Genomic DNA, 23,353 nt, shown 5'->3' on the forward strand with positions numbered 1-23,353 from the left:
CGATGAGCACCACCCAGACCTTCACCGTCACCGGCATGACCTGCGGCCACTGCGTCGCCTCCGTCACCGAGGAGGTGCAGGAGATCGCCGGCGTCGAGAACGTCGCGGTCGACCTGCCCACCGGTGCGGTCACGATCATCAGCGCCGCCCCCCTCGACGAGACCGCCGTCAAGGCCGCCGTCGAGGAGGCCGGCTACCAGCTCGCATGAACACCCCGACCCGACTCGCCGGCTTCGCCGCGGTCGCCGCGGCCGTGTTCGGCATCGCCCTCCTCGCCGGCCGGGCCATCGGCCCGGTCGACGCGGAGCCGGCGGGCCACGACACGCACGCCGCCGACACGACCGCGGGTCCCTCGGAGCAGCAGGCCGGCGAGACGACGTCCGAGATCCCAGGAGGACTCATGACCTCGCAGAACGGCTACACCCTCACCCTCGCCGACGACCGCGCGCCCGCCGGGCGCGACGTCCCGGTGCGGTTCACCATCACCGGTCCCGACGGCGCCCCCGTGACGGCGTACGACGAGCAGCACGAGAAGCAGCTGCACCTGATCGCCGTACGGCGTGACTTCAGCGGCTTCCAGCACGTGCACCCCCGGCTCGCCGACGGCGTGTGGACCATCGACCTCGACCTGACGCCGGGCACCTGGCGGCTCTTCGCCGACTTCAAGGCGACCGGGGCCGACGCGCTCACGCTCGGCGCCGACCTCGGCGTCGCCGGCGACTACACGCCGGTCCCGCCCGCACCGGACAACCGCACGGTCACGGTCGACGGCTACGAGGTCACCCTCGACGGCGACCTGTCCGCCGGCGCCGACGCCCGGCTCACGCTGAGCGTCACCAAGGACGGCGCGCCGGTCACCGACCTGCAGCCCTACCTCGGCGCCTACGGCCACCTGGTCGCGCTGCGCAGCGGCGACCTCGCCTACCTCCACGTCCACCCGGACGGCGAGCCCGGCGACGGTACGACGAAGCCCGGCCCCGACGTCGTCTTCCACACCGCGGTCCCGAGCCCCGGGACCTACCACCTCTACCTCGACTTCCAGCACGACGGCGTCGTCCGCACCGCGGCCTTCACCGTCACCGCCGGCGGGACGGGGAAGAGCCAGCCCCAGGAGTCCGGAGAGAGCAGTGGACACGCACACTGAGAACCAGGTCGAGCTCGCCCTCACCGGCATGACCTGCGCGTCCTGCGCCAACCGGATCGAGCGCAAGCTCAACAAGCTCGAGGGCGTCACCGCCACGGTCAACTACGCGACCGAGAAGGCCAAGGTGACCTACGCCGACACCGTCACGACCGACGCCCTGGTGGCGGCCGTCGAGTCGGCCGGCTACGGCGCCGCGCTGCCCAAGCCCCCGGCCGCCGACGGCGGTGCCGAGGGTGCGGGCGGCGCGGACGAGCAGGACCCGATCCGCCCGCTGCGCCAGCGGCTGGTGATCTCGGCCGTGCTCAGCGTCCCGGTCATCGCGATGGCGATGGTCCCGGCGCTGCAGTTCGACTACTGGCAGTGGCTCTCGCTGACGCTGGCCGCGCCGGTCGTGGTGTGGGGGGCCTGGCCGTTCCACAAGGCGGCCTGGACCAACCTGCGCCACGGCACCTCGACCATGGACACGCTGATCTCGCTCGGCACGCTCGCCGCGCTGGGCTGGTCGCTCTACGCGCTGTTCTGGGGCACCGCCGGCGTGACCGGGATGACCCACCCGTTCGAGCTCACCATCGAGCGCAGCGACGGCAGCGGCAACATCTACCTGGAGGCCGCGGCGGGCGTCACGACGTTCATCCTGGCCGGGCGCTACTTCGAGCAGCGCTCGAAGCGGCGCGCCGGGGCGGCGCTCAAGGCGCTGCTCGAGCTGGGCGCCAAGGAGGTCGCGGTGCTCGGGCCCGACGGCGTCACCGAGACCAAGATCGCGGTGGCGGACCTGAAGGTGGACGACCTGTTCGTCGTACGGCCGGGCGAGAAGATCGCGACCGACGGGGTCGTCGAGCGCGGCTCCTCGGCGGTCGACGCCTCGATGCTCACCGGCGAGTCCGTGCCGGTCGAGGTCGGCGTGGGCGACCCGGTGGTCGGCGCGACCGTCAACGCGGGCGGCCGGCTCGTCGTCCGGGCCACCCGGGTCGGCGGCGACACCCAGCTCGCCCAGATGGCCCGGCTCGTCGAGGACGCCCAGAACGGCAAGGCCCAGGTCCAGCGCCTGGCCGACCGGATCTCCGGCATCTTCGTGCCGATCGTCATCGTGCTCGCGGCCGGCACCCTCGGCTTCTGGCTCGGGACGGGCAACGGTCTCGCGGCGGCGTTCACCGCCGCGGTCGCCGTCCTCATCATCGCCTGCCCGTGCGCGCTGGGCCTGGCCACGCCGACCGCCCTCATGGTCGGCACCGGTCGCGGCGCCCAGCTCGGCATCCTGATCAAGGGCCCCGAGGTGCTGGAGTCGACCCGCGCGGTCGACACCGTCGTCCTCGACAAGACCGGCACGGTCACCACCGGCAAGATGACGCTGCGCGACGTGGTCGCCGGCTCGGGTGAGGACGCCGCCGAGGTGCTGCGCTTCGCCGGGGCTCTCGAGGACGCCTCGGAGCACCCCATCGCCCGGGCGATCGCCGACGCGGCCCGCGAGGCCGGCCCGCTGCCCGCCGTCGAGGACTTCGCCAACGTCGAGGGCCTCGGGGTCCAGGGCGTCCTGCTCGACGGGGACGCCAGCCACGCCGTACTCGTGGGGCGGCCGCGGCTCCTGGAGGAGTGGTCCCAGCACCTCTCCCCCGAGCTGACCGCGGCGCTCGAGGAGGCTCAGCGCACCGGCGGTACGGCGGTCGCGGTGGGCTGGGACGGTCAGGCCCGCGGGGTCGTCGTGGTCGCGGACGCGATCAAGCCGACCTCGGCCACCGCCATCGCCCAGCTGCGCGAGCTCGGCCTGCGCCCGGTCCTGCTCACCGGCGACAACGCCGTCGTGGCCCGGACCGTCGCCGCCGAGGTCGGGATCGCCGACGCCGACGTCATCGCCGACGTGCTCCCGGCCGACAAGGTCGACGTCGTCAAGCGCCTCCAGGGCGAGGGCAAGGTCGTCGCCATGGTCGGCGACGGCGTCAACGACGCCGCCGCGCTCGCCCAGGCCGACCTCGGCCTGGCCATGGGCACCGGCACCGACGTGGCGATCGAGGCCAGCGACCTCACGCTGGTCCGCGGCGACCTCCAGGTCGCGGTCGACGCGATCCGGCTCTCGCGCCGCACCCTCGCCACGATCAAGGGCAACCTGTTCTGGGCGTTCGCCTACAACGTGGCCGCCCTGCCGCTGGCCGCCGCCGGCCTGCTGAACCCGATGCTCGCGGGCGCCGCGATGGCGTTCTCGTCGGTGTTCGTGGTCTCCAACAGCCTGCGGCTGCGCAGGTTCAGGGCGACGGCCGGCTGAGACCGGCGACCAGGGCGTCCAGCACCCGGAGCATCTCGTCGCGAGAAGCCTCCGGGTGCTCGGACGTCGCCACGACCAACGCGGCCTCGTCGGCCACCGCGACCAGCGTGTGGGCCAGCGCGCGGACCGGCAGCGCCGGCAGCTCGCCGTTCTCGATCGCGGTGGCCAGCAGCTGCTCGACGAGCGTCAGGGCGTAGGGCTGCAGCAGCTCGCGCCACCGGGACCAGCCCAGGACCGACGGGCCGTCCACCAGCAGGATCCGCTGGACGTCCTGGGCGCTGCACTCGTCCAGCCACGCCGTCATCGCGCGGCGCAGGACGGCCTGGAAGCCCAGGTCCTCACCCGCCAGCGCGGCGACGGCGATCCGGTCCGCGATGCCCGCCTCGACCTCGACCAGGACGGCGGCGAAGAGCTCGAGCTTGCTCCCGAACTGGTGGTACGCCGCACCCCGGCTGACGCCGGCCGCCACGCTCACCGCCTCGAGACCGGTGCCCGCGAATCCCGCCGCCGCGAACTGCTCCCGAGCCGCCGCGATGAGCGCGCCGCGGGTCGCCGCCGTGCGGTCTGCTTGCCTGCGCCTCGTCATTTACCTACTATCTGTTCGTAACTTACATACAGCGCGTCGGTAAATAGGAGGAGAGCCTCATGCACACGATCGAGCTGCCCGCGGGTCCGTTGAAGTATCGGACCTGGGGACCCCGATCCTCCACTGCCCATCCCGTCGTGTTCCTGCACCCGGTGCTGACCGACGGCCGGCTCTGGACCAACGTCGGCGAGCTGCTCGCCGCCCGCGGCGTCCGCAGCTATGCCCCGGACTGGCCCCTCGGCGCCCACGTCGCGCCGCTGCACCCCGACGCGGACCGCTCGCCCGAGGGCGTGGCCCAGATGGTGCGCGACTTCCTGGACCGGCTCGACCTCACCGACGTCTGCCTGGTCGGCAACGACACCGGCGGCGCGCTGACCCAGTTCGTGATCACCGGCGGCGAGCCGCGCGTCTCCAGCGCCCTGCTCATCAACTGCGACGCCTTCACGACGTTCCCGCCCTTCCCGCTCAACGCGATCCTCGCCGCCCTGCGCGTCGAGCGGCTCGCCGTCCTCGTCGCGACCGCGATGAGGTGGACCCCGCTGCGCCACTCGTGGCTCGGCTACGGCCTGCTCTCCCGCCACCTCGACCCCACCCTGACCCGGGACTGGCTCCGCCCGGCGCGGACCGACCCGGCCGTCCGGCGCGACCTGATCGCCTTCCTCCACGCGGTCGACCCGGAACGACTCGACGACGCGACCCACCGGCTCGCCGACGTCGACATCCCGATCGAGGTGCTCTGGGGCATGGCCGACCGCTGCTTCCGCCCGGCCCTCGGCCGCCGCCTGGCCCGGGCCGTCGGCACGGACCTCCGCGAGGTCCCCGGCGCCCGGACCCTCCTCGCCCTCGACGCACCGGAGGAGGTTGCCGAGGCGATCACCGCGCTGCGCCCGGTCGTCTAGGACCGGATGCCCGCCAGGTAGAGCGCGATGCACTCGTCCTCGAGCCGCTCCAGCGGATAGATCTCCGACGGCTCGTACCACCGCACGGTCAGCCACAACCCGTCCCGGATCAACCGGAACGCGACCCGCACGTCGAGCCCCGCCCGCACCGACCCGTCGGCCATCCCGTCACGCAGGCTGGCCAGCCAGGACTCCTGCAGGCCGTTGGTGATCTCGCGCAGCCGCGGCGGCGTCCCGGCCTCGCGGAGCAGTGCGGCATCGCGCTCGTAGATCTGGGTCGCGTGGGGGTGGCGGTGCATCACGCGCAGGGACGCGCGGATGAGACCGACCACGCGCTCGGCTCCGGTCCGGGCGCCGGCCACCTCGGCGTCGTACGCCGCGGCGAGCTCGTCGACGTAGGCCGCGACGATCTCGCCGGCGATCTCCTCCTTGGCCGCGAACTGGTGGTAGAGGCTGCCGGACTTGAGGTCGGCGGCGCTCGCGATGTCGCGCACGGAGGTCGCCGCGACGCCGTGCTCGGCGAACAGCGGAGCGGCGGCGTCGAGGATCTGGCGGCGCCGCGCGGAGACGGGGCGCGCACTCATGGCGTCAGCGTAGCGATCGCACCGCTCGTCGCGGCATCGCCCCTGGCGATGTTGATCTCGACCGTAGCGATCGCTACGGTCGAGACATGATGCCCTGCCCTCTCGCTGTGGTCACCGGCGCCGCCGGCGACGTCGGAGCGGCCACCGCCGCACGGCTGCACGCCGACGGCTGGCGGGTCCTGCTCGCCGACGTCGACCTGCCGGCCGCGCAGGAGCGTGCCGACGAGCTGGGCGAGCACGCCGAGGCCGCGTACGTCGACCTGGCCGACGACGCCTCCGTGCGGGCGCTCGCCGAGCGGGCCGCCGCGCAGAGCCCGGCGGCGCTCGTCTCGTGCGCCGGTGTTGCCTCGGTCGGCCGGTTCGTGGACGACGTGCCCGCCACCTGGGAGCTCCTGCACCGGGTCAACCTGCACGGGCCGATGCTGCTGACCCAGGCATTGCTGCCGGCGCTGGCCGGCGCCGCCCACCCGCGGATCGTCTACGTCGCCTCGGACAGTGCGCGGGCCGGCGCCGCCCACGAGGCGGCGTACGCCGCGAGCAAGGCGGGTCTGCTCGGGCTGGCCAAGTCGCTGGCCCGCGAGCACGCGCGCGACGGGATCACCGTCAACGTGGTGTGCCCGGGACCTGTCCGCGGACGGATGGTCGACGAGCACATGGCCGGCAAGCAGGCCATGCTGGACAAGCTCGTCGCCGCGATCCCCAGCCGCCGCCTCGCCGAGCCGGACGACGTCGCCGCGGCGATCGCCTGGCTCAGCAGTCCCGACGCCGCCTACGTGACCGGCCAGACGCTCAGCGTCAGCGGCGGCCTGACCATGCACTGAACCCCGAACTGACCCCCACCAGCCCGAGGAGCCCCCACCATGAGCACCACCCCGACGATCGTCGACGCCCACGCCCACCTCTGGGATCCCGCGGCCCACCCCTGGTACCCGGGTCTGCGCGCCTTCGCCGAGCACGCGGCGAGCCCCTGGCTCCTCGACCGGCACCGGTACGCCGACTACGCCGCGCACCACCCGGGCGTCACCCTCGCCGGGCTCGTGCACGTCTCGGCGGCGACCGCGCCGCACGCCTACCTCGACGAGGCGCGCTGGCTGGAGGACGAGCTGTCGGCCGCGGACGTCCCCGCGGTCACGATCGGCACCGTCGACCCACAGCTGCCGGCCGCCGAGCTGGTGGCGCACCTCGACCAGCAGGCGGCGTACGAGCGCTTCCGCGGGGCCCGCGTCTACGGCGCGCTCGAGCCGGACTCCCCCGCGACGCCGGTGCTGCTCGACTGGCTCGACGAGCGCGGGCTGGTCTTCGACCTGGTCGCCTCGCCGGGCTCGCTGCCCGCGTGGGTCGACGTGCTGGCGCAGCGGCCGGGACTGTCCGTCGTCCTGGAGCACCTCGGGACGCCCCACGACGTCAGCCCCGAGGGCCTCGCCGCGTGGGCCGCGTCGATGCGCGAGGTCGCCGCGGGCACCGACTGGGTCTGCAAGTTCTCCGGGCTCGGCATGGTGCTGCCCAGCGTCACCGCCGACACCGTCCGCCCGTGGCTCGACGGCGCGGTCGCGGCGTGGGGCTGGGACCGGCTGCTGTTCGGCTCCAACATGCCCATCGACTCGCTCCACGTCGGGCACGCCGACCTGCTGCGCGCGATCGTGCCGCTGGTGCAGTCGGTGGCGACGCCCGAGGAGAGCGCGCGGTTCTTCGCCGACAACACCCGGGCGGCCTACCGGCTGCCGGCCTGAGGCCTAGGAGACCCGGCCGCTGACCCGGTCGGCGACCCGCGCGATCACCGAGGTACGCCGTGCCCCGCGCGCCTCGATCCGGTCGGCGAGCCCGTAGGCCCGGTAGAGACCGTGGATCCCCAGCCAGCGCAGGGGTTCCGGCTCCCAGCGCCGCGCCTGCTGGTCGACCCAGGGCAGCGTCGTGCGGTCGGTCCGCTCGCCGGCCACGAGGTCGGCGAGGGTCCGGCCGGCGAGGTTGGCGGCGGTGACGCCGGTGCCGACGTAGCCGCCGGCCCAGCCGAGGCCGCGCGCGGCGTCGTACCCGACGGTGGCGCGCCAGTTGCGCGGGACGCCGAGGACACCGCTCCACCCGTGCGCCACCGGTACGTCGGCCAGCGCCGGGAACCAGGAGACGAGGATCTCCCGCAGGTGCGCGACCGTCCGGGGGTCGATGTCGCCGTCGTTGTCGGTCTGCGAGCCGTAGCGGTAGGGGTTGCCGCGCCCGCCGATCGCGATCCGGCCGTCAGCGGTGCGCTGGGCGTAGGAGTAGACGTGCGCGAAGTCCTCGAGCGTGTCGAAGTGCTCCCACCCGATCGCCGCCCAGGCGTCCTCGGGCAGCGGCTCGGTGACGATCATCGAGGAGTTCATCGGCACCCAGGTACGCCGCTCGCCCGCCAGGTTCGCGGTGAACCCCTCGGTCGCGCGGATCACGTGCCGGGCCCGCACCACGCCGCGGTCGGTCTCGACCCGGCCGGGCGCGATCACGCGCACGGTCGTCCCCTCGTGGATCCGGACGCCCCGCTCGCGCACCACCCGGGCCAGCCCGGCGGCCAGCTTGGCGGGGTGGATCCGCGCGCAGTGCGGCTCCCACACCGCCGACCGGGTGCCGGCCACGCGTACCCGCTCCGCCGCCGCGTCGGCCGTCAGCGTCTCGACGCCGACCTCGGGCCAGCGCTCGCCGAAGGCCGCGAACGTCCGCGCCCGCTCCTCCTGCGCGGCGTTGCGCGCGACGAGCAGCGTGCCACCCTGGCGGATCTCCGCGTCGATCGCGTGCCGCTCGGCGACCCCGATCACCTCGCCGACGGCGTCGTTCATGGCGAGCTGGAAGCGCGCGACATCGGGGCGCGGGTGGGTCCGCGCGTAGCCGTCGAGGCCGCCGGTCACCGACGCCGAGAGCCAGCCGCCGTTGCGGCCGGACGCACCGTACCCGGCGAAGCGCTGCTCGATCACCCGGATGTCGAGGTCGGGCCGCAGCCCGGCCAGGTAGTAGGCCGTCCAGAGCCCCGTGTAGCCGGCCCCGACCACCACGACGTCGGCGACGGCATCGCCGTCGAGGACGTCGCTCGGCTCGGACCGGCCGTGGTCGGCCCACCAGAAGGACACGTCACCCGTGCGCACGCGCCCAGCCTGCCGGATCCGGTCAGGAATCGAGAAGCACCCCCGTGCCCGCGGACCTAGCGTCGGGGACATGAGCCACATCGACACCCTGATCATCGAGGCGACCGACCCGGCCGCCGCCCGTGCCTTCTACGACCAGGCCTTCGGGCCCGGCCTGCCCGTCGAGGTCCGCGCCGGCGACAGCCCGACCTCGGGCTTCCGCGGCTTCCACGTCTCCCTGACCCTGGCCCAGCCGGCCGACGTCGACGCCCTCGCGGAGTCCGCGATCGTCGCCGGCGCCGAGGTGATCAAGCCGGTGACGAAGTCCTTCTGGGGCTACGGCGGCGTGCTCCGCGCGCCGGACGGCGCGATCTGGAAGGTCGTCAGCGCCTCCAAGAAGAACACCGGCCCGGTCCGCCGCACCTACGAGAGCGTGGTGCTGCTCATCGGCGCCGACGACGTGCTCGCGACCAAGCGGTTCTACACCGAGCGCGGGTTCGGGGTGGCCAAGAGCTTCGGCCGCAAGTACGTCGAGTTCGAGCCCGGCTCCGGTCCGGTCACCCTCGGCCTGCTCAGCCGCAAGGCGCTCGCCAAGGACGCCGGGGTGCCCATCGACGGCACCGGCGCCCACCGCCTGTCGCTGCGCGGTGGGACGACGGCGGCCACCGACCCCGACGGCTTCGCCTGGGAGCCGGCGACCACGTCCGTGCCCGGCGGCGAGGCGTAGGCCCGCGCCGGCATGTGCACACCGGCCGGGCTGCATGCCGCCTGGCTAGCCGGCCAGCGCGGACTCGACGGCCGCCAGGTCGTCGGCGTCGAGCGTCCAGCCGAGGGCGCCGGCGTTGGCGGCGACCTGGGCCGGCGTGCTGGCCCCGGCGATCACCGAGGTGACGTCCGGCTGGGCGAGCAGCCAGCCGAACGCGAGCGAGACGAGGTCGCGCCCGCCGGCGGCGGCGAGCTCGCTCAGCCGGGCCACGGCGGCGAAGTTGTCCTCGGTCGCGACCTGGGCGAAGTAGGGGATCACCGCGAACCGCGAGCCGTCCGGATAGGGCTGCCCGGCGGCGTACTTGCCGGTGAGCAGGCCCGAGGCGAGCGGGAAGTAGGGCACCACACCCATCCCCTCGGCCCGGGCGGCGGGCACCACGTCGGCCTCGACCGCGCGGGAGAGCAGGTTCCACTCGCTCTGGACGCCGGCGAAGGTGGCGAGCCCGCGCTCGCGCGCCGCCGCGGCCTGCCCGGCGATCTGGCCGGCGTCGACGTTGGACGTCGCGAGGTGCAGCACCTTGCCCGACCGGACCAGCTCGTCGAGCGTCGTGACGAGCTCGTCGTCGGGCGCCTCGGCGTCGGGGTAGTGCTGGTACCAGACGTCGATCCGGTCGGTGCCGAGCCGGCGCAGGCTGCCCTCGACGCCCTCACGGATCCGCCGGGCCAGCGCGCCGAGGAACTCCTCGGAGCGGCCCTCGCCGTACATCTCGGCGGTGTCGACGTGGGTGATCCCCGGCGTCGAGCTTCATGCCGAAGCCGTGGCAGCTAGTCCCAGCACCGACGGCTCCGGGCTGGCGGTACCCAGGGTACCCCAGACCCCTCAGCGCAGGGCGTCGACCCCCGCGCCACTCAGGTCGTCGAGCGCGGCCGTACGCCCCGAGGCGGCCAGCAGCAGCGCCACCGCGGGCCCGCGGACGACGGTGCCGCCGGCCTCGCCCAGCGCGAGCTCGGCGTCGGTCGCCTCGAGCCGGAGCCCGGCGATGCGCTGCTTGGCGCCGCCCATCGAGACCGACGTGCGCGCCTGGTAGTGCAGCGCCCGCTCGACCGCGGTCGGGGCATAGGTGTGCGTGATGCCGAGCGGACGGCGGACGTCCTCGCCGTGGACGACCTCCTCGACCAGGCGGCTGTCGAGCGGGGCGGGCGGGGTCGTCGTCCGGGTGACGACGGCGCGGAGCCGGTCGAGGGTCTCGGCCGGGGTGGCGCCCCGCTCGCGGCGGACGCCGTCGGCGTTCTGCCGGTCGAAGTCGAAGCGTGCCCGGACCATCGCGCGCACGATGCCGAGCCGCGTCGTACGGGCGTTGTCGATGAGATGGGCCACGACGTCGTGGACGCTCCACCCCGGGCACAGCGACGGCGTCTCCCACCGCGCGGCGTCGACCTCGGCGAGGTCGGCGACGAGGGCGGCGCGCTCGGCATGGACCCAGGTCCAGACGTCCTTCATGCGGCCCACCCTGGCACGGGGCTCCGACAACGGTGCCGGAGAGCGGGAGAACCCCGGCAGCTCACCGCGGCTGCTTCCTACGGTCGGCCGCACCCGAATCGTGCACAGGAAGGACAGCCGTCATGACGACCGCTCCCGACATCCCCCGCCAGATCGAGGCGGACCCGATCGCGCAGCGCTACGCCCGGGGCTGGCACTGCCTCGGTCTCTCGAAGGACTTCCGCGACGGCCAGCCGCACCAGGTGATGGCGTTCGGCACCAAGCTCGTGGTGTGGGAGGACGCCGACGGCGAGCTCCGCGTGCTCGACGCCTACTGCCGCCACATGGGCGGCGACCTGTCCCAGGGCACCGTCAAGGACGGCAACATCGCGTGCCCGTTCCACGACTGGCGCTGGGGCGGCGACGGGCGCTGCAAGCAGATCCCCTACTCGCGCCGGGTGCCGCTGCGCGCGCGGACGTCGGCGTGGCCGACCCTCGACCAGGACGGCATGCTCTTCGTCTGGAACGACCCCCAGGGCAACCCGCCGATCGCCGAGCAGGCGATCCCCAAGATCCCCGGTGCGACCAACGACGAGTGGACCGACTGGCACTGGTACTCGATCAAGATCGACGGCTCCAACTGCCGCGAGATCGTCGACAACGTCGTGGACATGGCGCACTTCTTCTACGTGCACTACTCGATGCCGACGTACTTCAAGAACATCTTCGAGGGCCACGTCGCCACCCAGGTCATGAACGGCACCGACCGCGGCGACATCGCCGTCCCGAGCGAGGACGGCTCCACGCTGCTCGCCGTGAAGTCGACCGCGTCGTACTTCGGACCGTCGTTCATGATCGACGACCTCGTCTACCAGTACGACACGGGTGACTTCGAGTCGATCCTGATCAACTGCCACTACCCGGTCGACACCGACTCGTTCGTGCTGCAGTACGGCATCATCGTGAAGAAGCCGCAGGGCGTCTCCGACGAGTACGCGAGCGCCTCGGCCGCGACCATGGGCGACTTCATCAAGACCGGCTTCGAGCAGGACGTCGCGATCTGGCAGAACAAGGCCCGCATCGACAACCCGCTGCTGTGCGAGGAGGACGGGCCGGTCTACCAGCTGCGCCGCTGGTACCAGCAGTTCTACACCGACGTGGACGCCGTGCTGCCGGAGATGACCGAGCGCTTCGAGTTCGAGCTCGACATGACCCGCCCGGCCGAGGCCTGGGGCCAGGAGGTCGCCGACAACATCGCCCGGGCCGCCGAGAACGAGTCGGTGTGATGGGGTCTCCCGCCTCCGGCGTCACCGTCCGCCCCGACGTCCGCCTCGAGACCGCGCCGATGTCGCCGGTCTCGTGCGAGACGTGCGGGGCGGCGGTCGAGGCCCGCAAGAGCAGCTGGGAGCAGACGAGCATCCAGTGGCACGCGGCCGACACCGAGCGCTGCCTGGAGCGGCGGGCAGCGATGCCGCCGCGGATCGAGGGCACGCTGTTCACCGGGTGCGCGTCGCTGCGCCAGGCGCTGAGCCGCGCCGTCGACCGGGGCGAGCTGCCGGTGCTGGTGGACGACGAGGACTAGCCGGAACACGCGAAGGGCCCCGGCCGCACCACCGTGCGGCCGGGGCCCTTCGTGCATCGCGACCGGTCAGCCGTCGTACGAGATGCGCACCCGGTCCGAGACCGGCCGCGCCTGGCAGCCGAGCACCAGCCCGTCGGCGAGGTCGGCGTCGTCGAGGACCTGGTTGACCTCCATCGCGACCTCGCCCTCGGTGACGACGCACGCGCACGCGCTGCACGCCCCCTCCCGGCACGAGTACGGCGCCGGCAGGCCCGCGGCCAGCAGCACGTCGGTCAGCGGGCGGCTCCGCGCCCAGGGCAGGGTGCGGGTCGCGCCGTCGAGGGTGACCTCGAGCTCGGCGGCGTCGACGTCCTCGCCGGCCGCGAGCGCGACGGGCTCGGGCGCGGCGAACGGGTCACCGGTCAGCGACACGAACTCCTCGACGTGCACCAGCGCGGAGTCCGTACCGGCCGCGGCGAGCGCCTTCTCGACCGCGCGCATGAACAGCGCCGGGCCGCAGACGAACGCCTCCCGCCCGGCGTACGCCGCGAGGCGGGCGGCGAGCCGCTGGTCGTCCGGCAGCCCATGCAGGCTCTCCAGCCAGTGCAGCACGACGAGCCGGTCGGGGTGCGCCTGCTCCAGCGCGGCGAGCTCGGCGGCGAAGATCACCGAGCGCTCGTCGCGGTTGGCGTAGAGCACCGCGACCTGCCCGGTGCCGGTAGCGAGCGCGGAGCGCAGGATCGACATCACCGGCGTGACCCCGCTGCCGGCGGCGACCAGCAGGAGGTCGCGGTCGAGGTCGCGCGGGGTGAACGTGCCGGCCGGGCGCAGTGCGTCGACGACATCGCCGACGGCCAGCTCGTCGCACATCCACGCCGAGCCGCGCCCGCCGGGGACCTTCTTCACCGTCACCACGAGCCGGTCCGGATCGGCGTGCGGCGAGCTGCTCAGCGAGTAGCAGCGGGCCAGCGACCCCTCCGCGGACGGCACCCGGAAGGTGAGGAACTGACCGGGCCGGTAGCCGACCGGGCCGCCGTCCTCGGGCGTCAGCACCACCGAGCGCGCATCGTCGGTCTCGGCGACCGTGGCGACGACCCGCAGCCGCAGAGGGGCGGTGCTCATGCGATCTCGGGTCGGGTGAGGAACGCCTCGACGACGTTCTCCCACGCGTGCTTGGCCTCGATCATCGCCCAGTGGCCGCAGTTGGGCAGCACGTGCAGCTCGACGTCGGGGATGGTGCGCATCGGGATCAGGGCCATGTCCATCGGGCTGACCCGGTCGTCGCGGCCCCACGTGATGAGGGTCTTGGCCTTGATCTTGTGCAGCATCGCCCAGTACGGCACGTGGTCCGCGGCCGCCGCGGCCGCGGCATTGCGGGCGAACGCCTCGCTGCCGTAGAGCGTGCGCGCGTTGGCGAGCGTCTCGGGATCGGTGGCCTGCTTCCAGCGGTCCTCGATCATCTCCTCGGTGATCATCGCCGGGTCGTAGACCATCGAGTGCAGCCAGGCGACCAGCTTGTCGCGGGTCGGGTTGTCGGTGAAGTCGACGAGCAGCTTGATCCCCTCGCCCGGCGCGGGCGAGAAGACGTTGCGGCCCAGACCGCCGACGGTGACCAGGCGTCGTACCCGGTCGGGCTGCTCCATCGCCACGAGCGCCCCGGCGATACCGCCGAGCGAGTTGCCGATGATGTCGACCTGGTCGAGCCCGAGCGCGTCCAGGAACCGGATCGTCGCCGCGGCCGCGCCGGGCAGCAGACCCTCACCGGTCGCGTCGCTCACCCCGAAGCCCGGCAGCTCGAGCACCAGGCAGCGGAAGTGCTGGGAGAACCGGGCGAGGTTGCCCGCGAAGTTCTTCATGCCGGTCACCCCGGGCCCCGACCCGTGCAGCATCACGAGCGGCGGGCCGTCCCCGGCCTCGTGGTAGCGCAGCACACCGCGGTCGGTGGCCACCTCGCGCAGGGTCGCAACGGCGTCGGTCGTCGAGGTCTGGTTCATGGACGGCGACGCTAGGTCGACCACGCCCCCGCGCGCCCGGCTCGTTCCGTTCTCCGGGAGAAGAAGGCGTTCCGGCCCCCACTCCCGCCTACCGTCACCCGGTCGGACCACGACGACCCGAGGAGTACCCGATGCCCCAGACCGCCGTCCCCCCGGTGCACGAGCCCAGCCCCGAGCGGATGCGCCGTGCCCTGAGCAGCTTCGCCAGCGGCGTCACCGTGGTCGCCGGCCTCGACGCCGACGGCCCGGCCGGCTTCGCCTGCCAGTCCTTCGCCTCGGTCTCCCTGACCCCGCCCCTGGTCCTGTTCTGCGCCGACCACGGCGGCCGCACCTGGCCCCGCATCCGCACCACCGGCCGGTTCAGCGTCAACGTCCTCGCCGAGGACCAGACCGACCTGTGCCAGCGCTTCGGCTCGAGCCGCGGGCGGCGCTTCGACGAGCTCGGCTGGACGACGTCCGCATGGGGCACGCCGTCGCTGCCCGACGTGCTCTGCCGGGTGCACGCGGAGGTCGCCTCGGTGCACGTCGAGGGCGACCACGACGTGGTGATCGGGCGGGTGCTGGCGCTGGAGACGCCGCGGACCGGGCGGCCGTTGGTGTTCTACCGGGGGCGGTTCGGGGTGGACGGGGACGGGGTCGTCGTCCCGCCGGATCTGTTCGGGTGGAACGAGCACTGGCGCTGAGCGCACGCGCGAAGGCCCCGGTCCACCGGACCGGGGCCTTCGTACGTCGTCCTGGGTCAGCTCACGCCGACGGCGGCACGAACGCCGCGAGCGGCTCCGAGCCGGACCAGTCGTGGCCCCAGTAGGAGTCGGCGGTGATCTCCTCGGCCGTGTACGACGACTCGTCGACCCGGCTGCCGTCGGTGCCGTACTCGACGTCCCAGCCACCGGGGGCGCGGACGTAGAACGACACCATCTTGTCGTTGGTGTGCCGGCCCAGCGTGGACGAGATGGAGAAGCCGCGCTGGTTGACCTGGTCGAGCGCGCGGCCGACGGCGTCGAGGTCGTCGACCTCGACCATGAAGTGCACCAGGCCGGGGGCCTCGCCGTGGGGGGCGCCGATGAGGGCGAGGCTGTGGTGGCGCTGGTTGACGCCGAGGAAGCGGACGCGCGGCTGGTAGCCGTTGATCGGCGGGCCGGCCTTCATGGCGCCGCGGGGCAGGAAGCCGAGGACCTCGGTGTAGAAGGCGAAGGTCTCCTCCGGAGCCGTCGTCGGAACGACGACGTGGCCGAGGCCCTGGTCGCCCGTCACGAACTTCTGGGCGAAGCCCGTGCGGACCGGGCTGTGGTCGAGCTCGGGGGCGAAGAAGATCTCGGTCGGGTTGCCGCCGGGATCGGTGAAGCCGATGGCGCCCTCGACGCGGCGGTCGGCGAGCTCGTCGTCGGTGAGGGGCTTGACCGCGATGCCGGCGGCCTCCAGGTCGCGGGTGACGGCGGCGAGGGCCAGGTGGTCGCGGACCTCCCAGCCGATGCTGAGGACGCGGTCGGGTCCGCCGGGGACGACGACGAGGCGCGAGGGGCGCTCGTCCATCCGGAGGTAGAGGGCGTCCGGGTCGGCGCCGGCGACCTCCTGGAAGCCGAGGGTGTCGATCGCGAGCTCACGCCAGCGGGCGATGTCCTGGCTCTGCATCCGGATGTAGCCGAGCGAGCGGATGTGACGGGTGTTCTGGGACATGCGGGTTCCTTCCGGGTCAGATCATCGAGTGCAGCGGGCCGGGCGGCGGGACGATGTCCATCTCGCCCAGGGCCGAGGCGTGCAGGGCCGGGCCAGGCACGTTGATGGCGTGGGCGAGGCCCATGTGGCCGTCGCGCCAGAAGCGCTGCATCGGGTGGTCCATGCGCAGGCCGTTGCCGCCGGAGCGGGCGACGATCTCGTCCATCGCGCGCACCGCGCGCCAGGACGCGGTGACCTGGGTCTGGCGGTTCTTCGAGCGCTCCGCGAACGTCAGCTCGTGGCCGGCGGCGACCCGGTCGTGGCTCCAGCGCAGGCTGTCGAGCAGCGCCACCTTGGAGGCGTGGATCTCGGCCGCCGCGGCGCCGATCGCGGAGAGGACGTAGGGGTCCTCGCGCACCGCGGTGCCGCTGATCTGGAGCCGGTTGGTCTGGTAGGCGAGGTGGTGCGCGAGCGCGCCCTCGCAGATGCCCAGCACGGCCGAGGTGATGCCGCTGGGGAAGACGGTCGTGAACGGCATCAGGTACGACGGGTCGTCCAGCCCGGCGTCCCGCGGGGCCGAGCCGTCGGTGAGCCGCTCGTAGGCGAGCACCCGGTAGTCGGGGATGAAGGCCCCCTCGACGACGACGTCCTTGCTGCCGGTGCCGCGCAGGCCCACGACGTCCCAGGAGTCCTCGACGATCGTGTAGTCCGCCCGCGGCAGGACGACGTGCCACATGCCCGCGGCGAAGTCGGGGTTGCCGTCGGCGTCGGCCTTGGTGGCGCCGAGGAAGATCCAGTCGCAGTGGTCGGTGCCGGACGAGAACTGCCAGCGCCCGGTGAGCCGGAAGCCGCCGTCCTCGGGGGTCAGCATGCCCATCGGCGCGTAGGGGGAGGCGATCCACACCTCGGGGTCGGCACCCCAGACCTCCTCCTGGAGGCGGGAGTCCATCATCGCCATCTCCCACGGGTGCAGGCCGACGATGCCGGCGACCCAGCCGGTGGCGCCGTCGCAGGCGGCGACCTTCATGACGGCCTCGGCGAACTCCGCCGGGGTGGCCTGCGCGCCGCCGTACTTGGCGGGCTGCAGCATCCGCATCACGCCGGTCTCGCGCAGCAGGGCGACCGCCTGGTCGTCCAGCCGGCCGAGCTTCTCGTTGGCCGCACCGGTCGCGGCGATCTGCTCGGCGCGCTTCTCGATCGCGGACAGGACATCGTGGCCCATGGTTCTCCTCCTCCAGGACTGCTCGGGCAGTCGAGGGGACACCGTCGCAACCGGTCCGGGTCGCGCGCGGCCGTTCTCCCACCAGGCGGGAACGGAGCCGGAACGGACCCGGAACCGACCCGGAACCGGCTCGCTCCTCTCCCGCTGTCCGGCACCGCGGCCCGACACGCGAGAATCGGCGAGCAGCCTGACGGCGACAGGGACAGGAGGGAGACCGCGGTGCCGACCACCCGACCGAGCGAGCCCACCCCCACCCCCTCGCTCGAGGCGACGACCCTGCGCCTGCTCAACGCGTTCGCCCGGATCGCGGAGAGCCAGGAGCACACCCGGATCTTCGAGGAGATGGGCGGCGTCTCGCTGCCGGCCGCGGACCTGCGCCTGCTGGAGTACCTCAACGGACGGCCTCCGGTCGCCACCAGCACCGTCGCCGCCGCGCTCGTCACCGACCTGTCCCGCACGAGCCGCCAGGCCCGCCGGCTCGAGGAGCTCGGGTACGTCGCCCGGGTGCCCGACCCGGCCGACGGCCGGCGCACGCTGCTCCAGGTCGCGCCCGCCGCGCAGCCGGTGATGAACGCCTCGCTGCTCGGCTGGGCCGAGGCCTCGATCAGCGCGACCGCCGACTGGTCCGACGACGAGGTCGCGGCCCTGGCCCGCCTCCTGCGAATCGTGCACACCGGACTCAGCGGCTGGCTGGCCGACCGGCCCGACTCCGCCGCGCCCGAGCTGTGGCGCCGGCTCGTCGCCGAGGACGGCGTCGCGCGCTCGGAGGCGCGGCTGGACCTGGGCGAGACGGCCGTGCGGCTGTTCGCGTGGCTGCCGCAGGCGCGCTGGTTCGAGCAGCTGCTGCGCGACCACGCCCCCGACCTCAGCCCGCAGGTCTACCTGACCCTCGTCGTGGTCGGCCGGCACGGACCGCTCGCCGTCTCCGACCTCGCCGAGCGGACCTGGGTGGACCACACCCAGGCGAGCAAGCGGGTCTCCCGGCTCCAGGAGCTCGGCCTGGTCGAGCGCGCGGCGGACACGTTCGACCGGCGCACCACCCTGGTCCGGTGCTCGCGCCGCGGCGTCGCCCAGGTACGCCGGCTCGGCGCCGCACAGCGCGCCGACCTGAGCGCCGCGCTCGGCCCCCTCGACCCCGCCGACCGGGACCGCTGGGCCGCGCTGGCCGAGCGCTACGTGGCCGCGCTGACCGCCCGCGGGCTCATCTCCGAGCTGTGACTCGCCGGTAGCCAGAACAAATTTATGTGCAAGTGGTCCAGTAAAACTAGCCGTTCGGCAAGTTAGTTGCAGGTCTGTCACTAGAGACGTTTGAGCAGGTCAGAGCCACAATTCTCGGCGCCGAAAGACTCCCGTTCACCGGGAGTGGCGACCCATGGCCGAAACACACCTGAAAAATATGTGCGTTCGATCCACTTGATTTGCCCTGTGTCAGTGCTCACACTCGTCGGGAGGCCCCACCCCGAGGAGGACCCCGCCATGACCGTCACCGCCCTGCCCACCACCGCGCCCGTCGCGCCCGTCGCGCCCCTCACGCCGGACGTCGACCCCGACGACCGGCGTACCCCCCTGGGCGTCGTGGGCCGGGTGACCCGGATCCTCAACGCCTTCAGCGAGTCCCCCGACCGGCTGATGCTCGAGGACGTGATGGCGCTGACCGGGCTGCCCCGCTCGACCGCGTTCCGGATCCTCGGCCAGCTCATCGACGAGGGCTGGGTCGAGCACGACACCCGCGGCTACCGGCTCGGGCCGCACGCGCCCACGCTCACCGGCCGGCCCGGCGAGCACCAGGAGGTCCGGGTCGCCGCGTCGCCGTACCTCAACGAGCTGCACGCCGTCACCGGCGCGGTCGCGCACCTCTCGGTGCTCGAGGGCGACCGGGTGCACTACCTCGACAAGATCGGCGGCTCCGCGGCGCGCGCCGTCCCCTCGCGGGTCGGCGCCCGGCTGCTCGCGTGCGACACCGTCAGCGGGCGCGCGCTGCTCGCCTGCCGCTCCCCCGAGTACGTCGACGAGGTGCTCGGCCCGCGGCTCCCCCCGGCCCGCCTGGCCGATCTCCACCGCGAGCTCGCCGCCGTGCGCCAGCGCCGCGGCGTCGTGCACGCGCCGGCCGACCCGCTCACCACCGGGATCGCCTCGATCGCCGCACCCGTCCTCGGCCCCCACGGCGCCGTCGCCGCGATCTCGCTCGCCGTCCCCGGCGACCTGCCGCCGGCCCGGATCGCCCCGCTCCTGCTCGGCCAGGCCCACCGGATCGCCGGGGTCCTGCACCCCCAGCGCCGCCGCCACGGCCGATCCTGGCTGCGCTGATCCACCGCGCGCCCGGCGACTCCCGCAGGACGGGAGAACCCCCCGGAGCGCCCCCGGCCGCTGCCTAGCGTCGCCGCCACGACGCCGGAGGTCGGCGTCGGCGAACCCGGCGAGAGGATCACGATGGACTGGGCAGAGGAGTACGACGTACTGGTGGCGGGCTCCGGCGCCGGCGGCATGGCCGGGGCCTACACCGCGGCCCGCGAGGGGCTCCGCGTGTGCCTGGTCGAGGCCGGTGACACGTTCGGTGGGACGACCGCCTACTCCGGCGGTGGCGGGGCCTGGTTCCCGGCCAACCCGGTGCTGCTCCGAGCCGGGACCGACGACACGGTCGAGGACGCTCTGGAGTACTACCGCGCGGTGGTCGGCGACCGCACCCCCGCGGACCTGCAGGAGACCTACGTGCGCGGTGGGGCCGGGCTGATCGCCTACCTCGAGGAGGACGACCACTTCTCCTTCGAGCCCTACCCGTGGCCGGACTACTTCGGCGAGGCCCCCAAGGCCCGCCGCGACGGGCAGCGGCACATCGTCCCGACGCCGCTGCCGGTGCCGGACGCACCCGAGCTGCGCGAGGTGGTGCGCGGGCCGCTCGACCACGACCGGCTCGGCACGCCGCAGCCCGACGACCTATTCCTCGGCGGCCGGGCCCTCGTGGCCCGCTTCCTCACCGCCCTGGCGGACTACCCCGACGCCACGCTGCTGCGCTCGACGGCGCTCACCGAGCTCGTCGTCGAGGACGGCGCCGTGGTCGGCGCGATCGTCGAGCACGACGGCGTACGCCGGGCGATCCGCGCGCGCCGTGGCGTGGTGCTGGCCGCCGGCGGCTTCGAGGCCAACGACGAGCTCCGCCAGAAGTACGGCGTCCCCGGTGTCGCGCGCGACACGATGGGCCCGCCCACCAACATCGGCGCCGCGCACCAGGCGGCGATCGCCGTCGGCGCGGACACCGACCTCATGGGCGAGGCCTGGTGGTCGCCCGGGCTGACCCACCCCGACGGGCGCTCGGCGTTCGCGCTGTGGTTCACCGGCGGCATCTTCGTCGACGACCAGGGGCAGCGCTTCGTCAACGAGTCGGCCCCCTACGACCGGCTCGGCCGGGCGATCATCGACCACCTCACCGAGGGCGGGGTGACCCGGCCCTACTGGATGGTCTACGACCACAAGGAGGGCTCGGTCCCGCCGGTGCGCGCCACCAACGTCTCGATGGTCGACGAGGAGCACTACGTCGCCGCGGGCCTGTGGCACACCGCCGACACGCTGCCCGAGCTGGCCGCGCTCATCGGCGTCCCGGCCGACGCGCTGGTCGCGACGGTCGAGCGCTTCAACGGCCTGGTCGCCGACGGCTTCGACGCGGACTTCGGCCGCGGCGGCGAGGCCTACGACCGGTTCTTCTCCGGCGGGGAGCCGCCGCTGACGAGCATCGACGAGGGCCCGTTCCACGCGGCCGCCTTCGGCATCTCCGACCTCGGCACCAAGGGCGGGCTGCGCACGGACACGTCCGCGCGCGTGCTCACCGCCGACGGGACGCCCATCCCCGGGCTCTACGCCGCGGGCAACACGATGGCGGCGCCGAGCGGCACCACCTACCCGGGCGGCGGCAACCCGATCGGCACGAGCATGCTGTTCAGCCACCTCGCGGTACGCCACCTGGCCGGGGCCGGGGAGGAGGCCCGGTGAGCGCCGCGACCAAGGCCGCCGTCGCCCGGTACCTCGACGCCGTCGCGAGCGGCTCCCCGGCCGCCATCGCGGCCCTCTATGCCCCCGAGGCGACGCTCGAGGACCCGGTCGGCTCCGACCCGGTCCGCGGGCGCGCGGCGATCGAGGAGTTCTACGGCGCGCTGGCCGGCGCGCGCGTGCGCACCGAGCTGCTCGCCGTCCGCGCGGTCGCCGGGCAGGCGGCGTTCTCGTTCCGGGTCACCACCGACGGCGGCGACCAGCAGTACGTCATCGAGCCGATCGACGTGATGACGTTCGACGCCGACGGGCAGATCACGTCGATGCGGGCCTTCTGGGCGCCCGAGGACATGGTCGTCACCCCGGTCTGACGGTGGTGCTCCGGGCCCGGCGCCGCTCTCGGGCGGCGCCGGGCCCGGAGGCTTCTCAGCCGACCTGGACGGGCGCGTGGCTAGCCGCGTGGGTGGCCACGATGTGACCGAACACCAGGCCCTGGCCGATGGTCGCGCCGGCACCCGGGTAGCTGCGCCCGAAGACGTTGCCCGCGGTGTTGCCGATCGCGTAGAGCCCGTCGATCACGCTGCCGTCGGCGCGCAGCGGGCGGCCGAGCTCGTCGGCGCGGATGCCGCCGCAGGTGCCGAGGTCGCTCAGCACCACCTGGACGGCGTAGAGGTCGCCGCGGTCGAGGGGGCGCAGGTTCGGGTTCGGGGTGACCGTCGGGTCGCCGTAGTAGCGGTCGTAGGCGCTGTTGCCCCGGTGGAAGTCGTCGTCGATCCCGGCGGCCGCCATGGTGTCGAAGCGGCGCAGGGTGGCGACGAGCGCGTCCTCGGGCAGTCCGGTCGCCCGGGCCAGCTCGGCGGCCGAGCCGGCCTTGTGCGCGATGCCCGCGTCGTACCACTGCTGGGGGAGGGCCATCCGTGGGAACAGCGAGCCGGCGAGGACGTAGCTGTTGCGGTAGGCCTGGTCGAAGACCAGCCACATCGTGCCGACCGGGTCGCCGGCGCGGTCGCGGCCGAGCACGGTCTGGCCGAAGGTCATGTAGTCGGTCGACTCGTTGATGAACCGGCGGCCCTGACCGTCGACGATGATCGAGCCGGGCAGCGAGCGCTCGGCGAGCAGCACCTGCGGCGTACCGCCGGGGAGCGGGGCGACGGCCGGGAACCACCAGGTCTGGTCCATGAGCGTCAGGTCGGCGCCGACCTCGGCGGCGAGCTTGATCGCGTCGCCGGTGTTGCCGTCGTTGCCGAGGCTCCAGTCGTCGAGGAACTCCGCCTGGTAGCGGTGCCTCATCTCCATGTCGTGGTCGAACCCGCCCGCCGCGAGGACGACGCCGCGGCGCGCGGTCACCGTGACCCGGCCGCCGTCGCGCTCCAGCACCGCGCCGACCACCCGGTCGCCGTCGGTGACCAGCTCGACCAGCGTGGTCTCGCGCCAGATCGGGATGCCCGCGCGCAGCGCGCCGTCGAACAGCCCGGCCGCGAGCGCCTGGCCGCCGGCCAGGTAGTCCCGGCCCAGGGCCATGCCGCCGATGCCCTGGGCAGCCCGGCGCAGGATGCGCGGCAGGCCCTTGCCGGGCTTGCGGGCGACCAGGTTCATCCACTTGTAGTCCGCGCCGGTGACCGGCATCGGGACCGGCGCCTCGACCACGCCGGGGCGCAGCAGCGGGCGGGCCTCGCCCAGCACGGAGGCGTCGAAGGGCTTGCTCTCGATGCTGCGGCCCGCGGCGTCGCCGCCGGGCAGCTCGGGGTGGTAGTCGGAGTAGCCCCGGGCCCACATCAGCTGGAGCGCGGTCGTGCGGCGCAGCATCTTGATCGTGTCCGGGCCGTGCTTCAAGAAGGCCTGCCAGCGCGCCTTGGGGGCGTTGTCGCCCACGACGGCGTCGAGGTAGGTCTCGCCGCGCTCGAGCGTGTCGCGCGAGCCGGCCTCGACCAGCGCCGGGTTCGCCGGGATCCAGAAGGCGCCGCCCGAGCGGGCCGTCGAGCCGCCGACGTACTCGGTCTTCTCGACGACGAGGACGTCGAGCCCCTGCTCGCGTGCGCTCAGGGCGGCGGCGAGCCCGGTGCCCGAGCCGATGACGAGGAGGTCCACGGTGGTGTCGGACATGACGGGGTCCTTTCGCAGTACACGGCCAACTAGCCGTTCGGCTAGTTATTCTAGACCGCATGACAGGGAAAGCCCAGGCCCTCGACCTCACCGTC

Annotated in this window: 24 protein-coding genes; 14 read left to right on the forward strand and 10 right to left on the reverse strand. The window is 73.7% G+C overall.

Going from position 1 to position 23,353, the window contains the following annotated elements:
• Window positions 1-2 precede the first annotated feature (2 nt).
• The 3 genes from CCO04_RS10420 to CCO04_RS10430 are packed head-to-tail and all read left to right on the forward strand — an operon-like array spanning window position 3 to window position 3,401.
• Complete coding sequence (locus CCO04_RS10420; protein WP_215814079.1) at window positions 3-209, forward strand: heavy-metal-associated domain-containing protein; 207 nt, start codon at window positions 3-5, stop codon at window positions 207-209.
• Window positions 206-1,144 (forward strand): hypothetical protein, encoded by a 939-nt coding sequence (locus CCO04_RS10425; protein ID WP_215814080.1) that lies wholly within the window; start codon window positions 206-208, stop codon window positions 1,142-1,144. The genes CCO04_RS10420 and CCO04_RS10425 overlap by 4 nt, the downstream gene beginning before the upstream one ends.
• Window positions 1,145-1,172: 28 nt before the next feature.
• Window positions 1,173-3,401, forward strand: coding sequence for a cation-translocating P-type ATPase (locus CCO04_RS10430; protein ID WP_215814247.1), 2,229 nt, complete (start codon window positions 1,173-1,175; stop codon window positions 3,399-3,401).
• Here CCO04_RS10430 and CCO04_RS10435 read toward each other — a convergent pair.
• Window positions 3,382-3,987, reverse strand: a complete 606-nt coding sequence (locus CCO04_RS10435; RefSeq protein WP_215814081.1) for a TetR/AcrR family transcriptional regulator — start codon at window positions 3,985-3,987, stop codon at window positions 3,382-3,384. The two genes, CCO04_RS10430 and CCO04_RS10435, sit on opposite strands and share 20 nt — an antisense overlap.
• 137 nt (window positions 3,988-4,124) lie before the next feature.
• Between CCO04_RS10435 and CCO04_RS10440 the strand changes: the two genes are divergently transcribed.
• Window positions 4,125-4,886 (forward strand): alpha/beta fold hydrolase, encoded by a 762-nt coding sequence (locus tag CCO04_RS10440; protein ID WP_215814082.1) that lies wholly within the window; start codon window positions 4,125-4,127, stop codon window positions 4,884-4,886.
• Here CCO04_RS10440 and CCO04_RS10445 read toward each other — a convergent pair.
• Window positions 4,883-5,470: a TetR/AcrR family transcriptional regulator gene (locus CCO04_RS10445; RefSeq protein WP_215814083.1), complete on the reverse strand. Its 588-nt coding sequence runs from the start codon at window positions 5,468-5,470 to the stop codon at window positions 4,883-4,885. The genes CCO04_RS10440 and CCO04_RS10445 overlap by 4 nt on opposite strands.
• A gap of 86 nt (window positions 5,471-5,556) precedes the next feature.
• Here CCO04_RS10445 and CCO04_RS10450 point away from each other — a divergent pair, with 86 nt between their 5' ends.
• Complete coding sequence (locus tag CCO04_RS10450; RefSeq protein ID WP_215814084.1) at window positions 5,557-6,291, forward strand: SDR family NAD(P)-dependent oxidoreductase; 735 nt, start codon at window positions 5,557-5,559, stop codon at window positions 6,289-6,291.
• Window positions 6,292-6,330: 39 nt separating this feature from the next.
• A complete protein-coding gene (locus CCO04_RS10455) occupies window positions 6,331-7,200 on the forward strand; it encodes an amidohydrolase (protein WP_215814085.1) in 870 nt (289 codons plus the stop codon).
• A 3-nt stretch (window positions 7,201-7,203) separates the two neighbouring features.
• On the opposite strand, the gene CCO04_RS10460 is transcribed toward CCO04_RS10455, so the two are convergent.
• Window positions 7,204-8,577 carry an FAD-binding oxidoreductase gene (locus CCO04_RS10460; RefSeq protein WP_215814086.1) on the reverse strand — a complete coding sequence of 458 codons (1,374 nt, stop codon included), beginning with the start codon at window positions 8,575-8,577 and terminating at the stop codon, window positions 7,204-7,206.
• A gap of 70 nt (window positions 8,578-8,647) precedes the next feature.
• Between CCO04_RS10460 and CCO04_RS10465 the strand changes: the two genes are divergently transcribed.
• Entirely contained in the window at window positions 8,648-9,283 is a 636-nt protein-coding gene (locus CCO04_RS10465; RefSeq protein ID WP_215814087.1) for a glyoxalase, read from the forward strand.
• Between the two features lie 45 nt (window positions 9,284-9,328).
• Here CCO04_RS10465 and CCO04_RS10470 read toward each other — a convergent pair whose 3' ends face one another.
• Both CCO04_RS10470 and CCO04_RS10475 read right to left on the reverse strand, forming a co-directional pair.
• Entirely contained in the window at window positions 9,329-10,027 is a 699-nt protein-coding gene (locus CCO04_RS10470) for an aldo/keto reductase (protein ID WP_215814088.1), read from the reverse strand.
• Between the two features lie 114 nt (window positions 10,028-10,141).
• The gene (locus CCO04_RS10475) at window positions 10,142-10,762 is read right to left on the reverse strand and encodes a maleylpyruvate isomerase family mycothiol-dependent enzyme (protein ID WP_215814089.1); all 621 of its coding nucleotides are present in this window, start codon (window positions 10,760-10,762) and stop codon (window positions 10,142-10,144) included.
• A 122-nt stretch (window positions 10,763-10,884) separates the two neighbouring features.
• Here CCO04_RS10475 and CCO04_RS10480 point away from each other — a divergent pair, with 122 nt between their 5' ends.
• Together CCO04_RS10480 and CCO04_RS10485 are read left to right on the forward strand one after the other, a co-directional pair.
• Window positions 10,885-12,027: a Rieske 2Fe-2S domain-containing protein gene (locus tag CCO04_RS10480; protein ID WP_215814090.1), complete on the forward strand. Its 1,143-nt coding sequence runs from the start codon at window positions 10,885-10,887 to the stop codon at window positions 12,025-12,027.
• Window positions 12,027-12,323, forward strand: coding sequence for a hypothetical protein (locus CCO04_RS10485; protein ID WP_215814091.1), 297 nt, complete (start codon window positions 12,027-12,029; stop codon window positions 12,321-12,323). The genes CCO04_RS10480 and CCO04_RS10485 overlap by 1 nt, the downstream gene beginning before the upstream one ends.
• A 66-nt stretch (window positions 12,324-12,389) precedes the next feature.
• Here CCO04_RS10485 and CCO04_RS10490 read toward each other — a convergent pair whose 3' ends face one another.
• Complete coding sequence (locus tag CCO04_RS10490; RefSeq protein WP_215814092.1) at window positions 12,390-13,424, reverse strand: ferredoxin--NADP reductase; 1,035 nt, start codon at window positions 13,422-13,424, stop codon at window positions 12,390-12,392.
• Entirely contained in the window at window positions 13,421-14,296 is an 876-nt protein-coding gene (locus CCO04_RS10495) for an alpha/beta fold hydrolase (protein ID WP_215814093.1), read from the reverse strand. Before CCO04_RS10495 ends, CCO04_RS10490 begins: the two co-directional genes overlap by 4 nt.
• A 131-nt stretch (window positions 14,297-14,427) precedes the next feature.
• Between CCO04_RS10495 and CCO04_RS10500 the strand changes: the two genes are divergently transcribed.
• Window positions 14,428-14,979 (forward strand): flavin reductase family protein, encoded by a 552-nt coding sequence (locus CCO04_RS10500; protein WP_215814094.1) that lies wholly within the window; start codon window positions 14,428-14,430, stop codon window positions 14,977-14,979.
• Between the two features lie 61 nt (window positions 14,980-15,040).
• On the opposite strand, the gene CCO04_RS10505 is transcribed toward CCO04_RS10500, so the two are convergent.
• Both CCO04_RS10505 and CCO04_RS10510 read right to left on the reverse strand, forming a co-directional pair.
• A complete protein-coding gene (locus CCO04_RS10505; RefSeq protein ID WP_215814095.1) occupies window positions 15,041-15,973 on the reverse strand; it encodes a VOC family protein in 933 nt (310 codons plus the stop codon).
• A gap of 16 nt (window positions 15,974-15,989) precedes the next feature.
• Window positions 15,990-17,174: an acyl-CoA dehydrogenase family protein gene (locus CCO04_RS10510; protein WP_215814096.1), complete on the reverse strand. Its 1,185-nt coding sequence runs from the start codon at window positions 17,172-17,174 to the stop codon at window positions 15,990-15,992.
• Window positions 17,175-17,393: 219 nt separating this feature from the next.
• Here CCO04_RS10510 and CCO04_RS10515 point away from each other — a divergent pair, with 219 nt between their 5' ends.
• The 4 genes from CCO04_RS10515 (at window position 17,394) to CCO04_RS10530 (ending at window position 21,526) form a co-directional block, all read left to right on the forward strand.
• Complete coding sequence (locus CCO04_RS10515; protein WP_215814097.1) at window positions 17,394-18,392, forward strand: MarR family winged helix-turn-helix transcriptional regulator; 999 nt, start codon at window positions 17,394-17,396, stop codon at window positions 18,390-18,392.
• Window positions 18,393-18,650: 258 nt separating this feature from the next.
• Window positions 18,651-19,481: an IclR family transcriptional regulator gene (locus tag CCO04_RS10520; RefSeq protein ID WP_215814098.1), complete on the forward strand. Its 831-nt coding sequence runs from the start codon at window positions 18,651-18,653 to the stop codon at window positions 19,479-19,481.
• Between the two features lie 123 nt (window positions 19,482-19,604).
• On the forward strand, window positions 19,605-21,158 hold the full coding sequence (locus tag CCO04_RS10525) for an FAD-binding protein (protein ID WP_215814099.1): 1,554 nt from the start codon (window positions 19,605-19,607) through the stop codon (window positions 21,156-21,158).
• On the forward strand, window positions 21,155-21,526 hold the full coding sequence (locus tag CCO04_RS10530) for a nuclear transport factor 2 family protein (RefSeq protein WP_215814100.1): 372 nt from the start codon (window positions 21,155-21,157) through the stop codon (window positions 21,524-21,526). The genes CCO04_RS10525 and CCO04_RS10530 overlap by 4 nt, the downstream gene beginning before the upstream one ends.
• Window positions 21,527-21,581: 55 nt before the next feature.
• Here CCO04_RS10530 and CCO04_RS10535 read toward each other — a convergent pair whose 3' ends face one another.
• On the reverse strand, window positions 21,582-23,258 hold the full coding sequence (locus CCO04_RS10535) for a 3-ketosteroid-delta-1-dehydrogenase (RefSeq protein WP_215814101.1): 1,677 nt from the start codon (window positions 23,256-23,258) through the stop codon (window positions 21,582-21,584).
• Window positions 23,259-23,353: the final 95 nt, after the last annotated feature.

It is taken from the genome of Pimelobacter sp. 30-1, assembly GCF_018831735.1.
Classification (GTDB): Bacteria; Actinomycetota; Actinomycetes; order Propionibacteriales; family Nocardioidaceae; genus Nocardioides.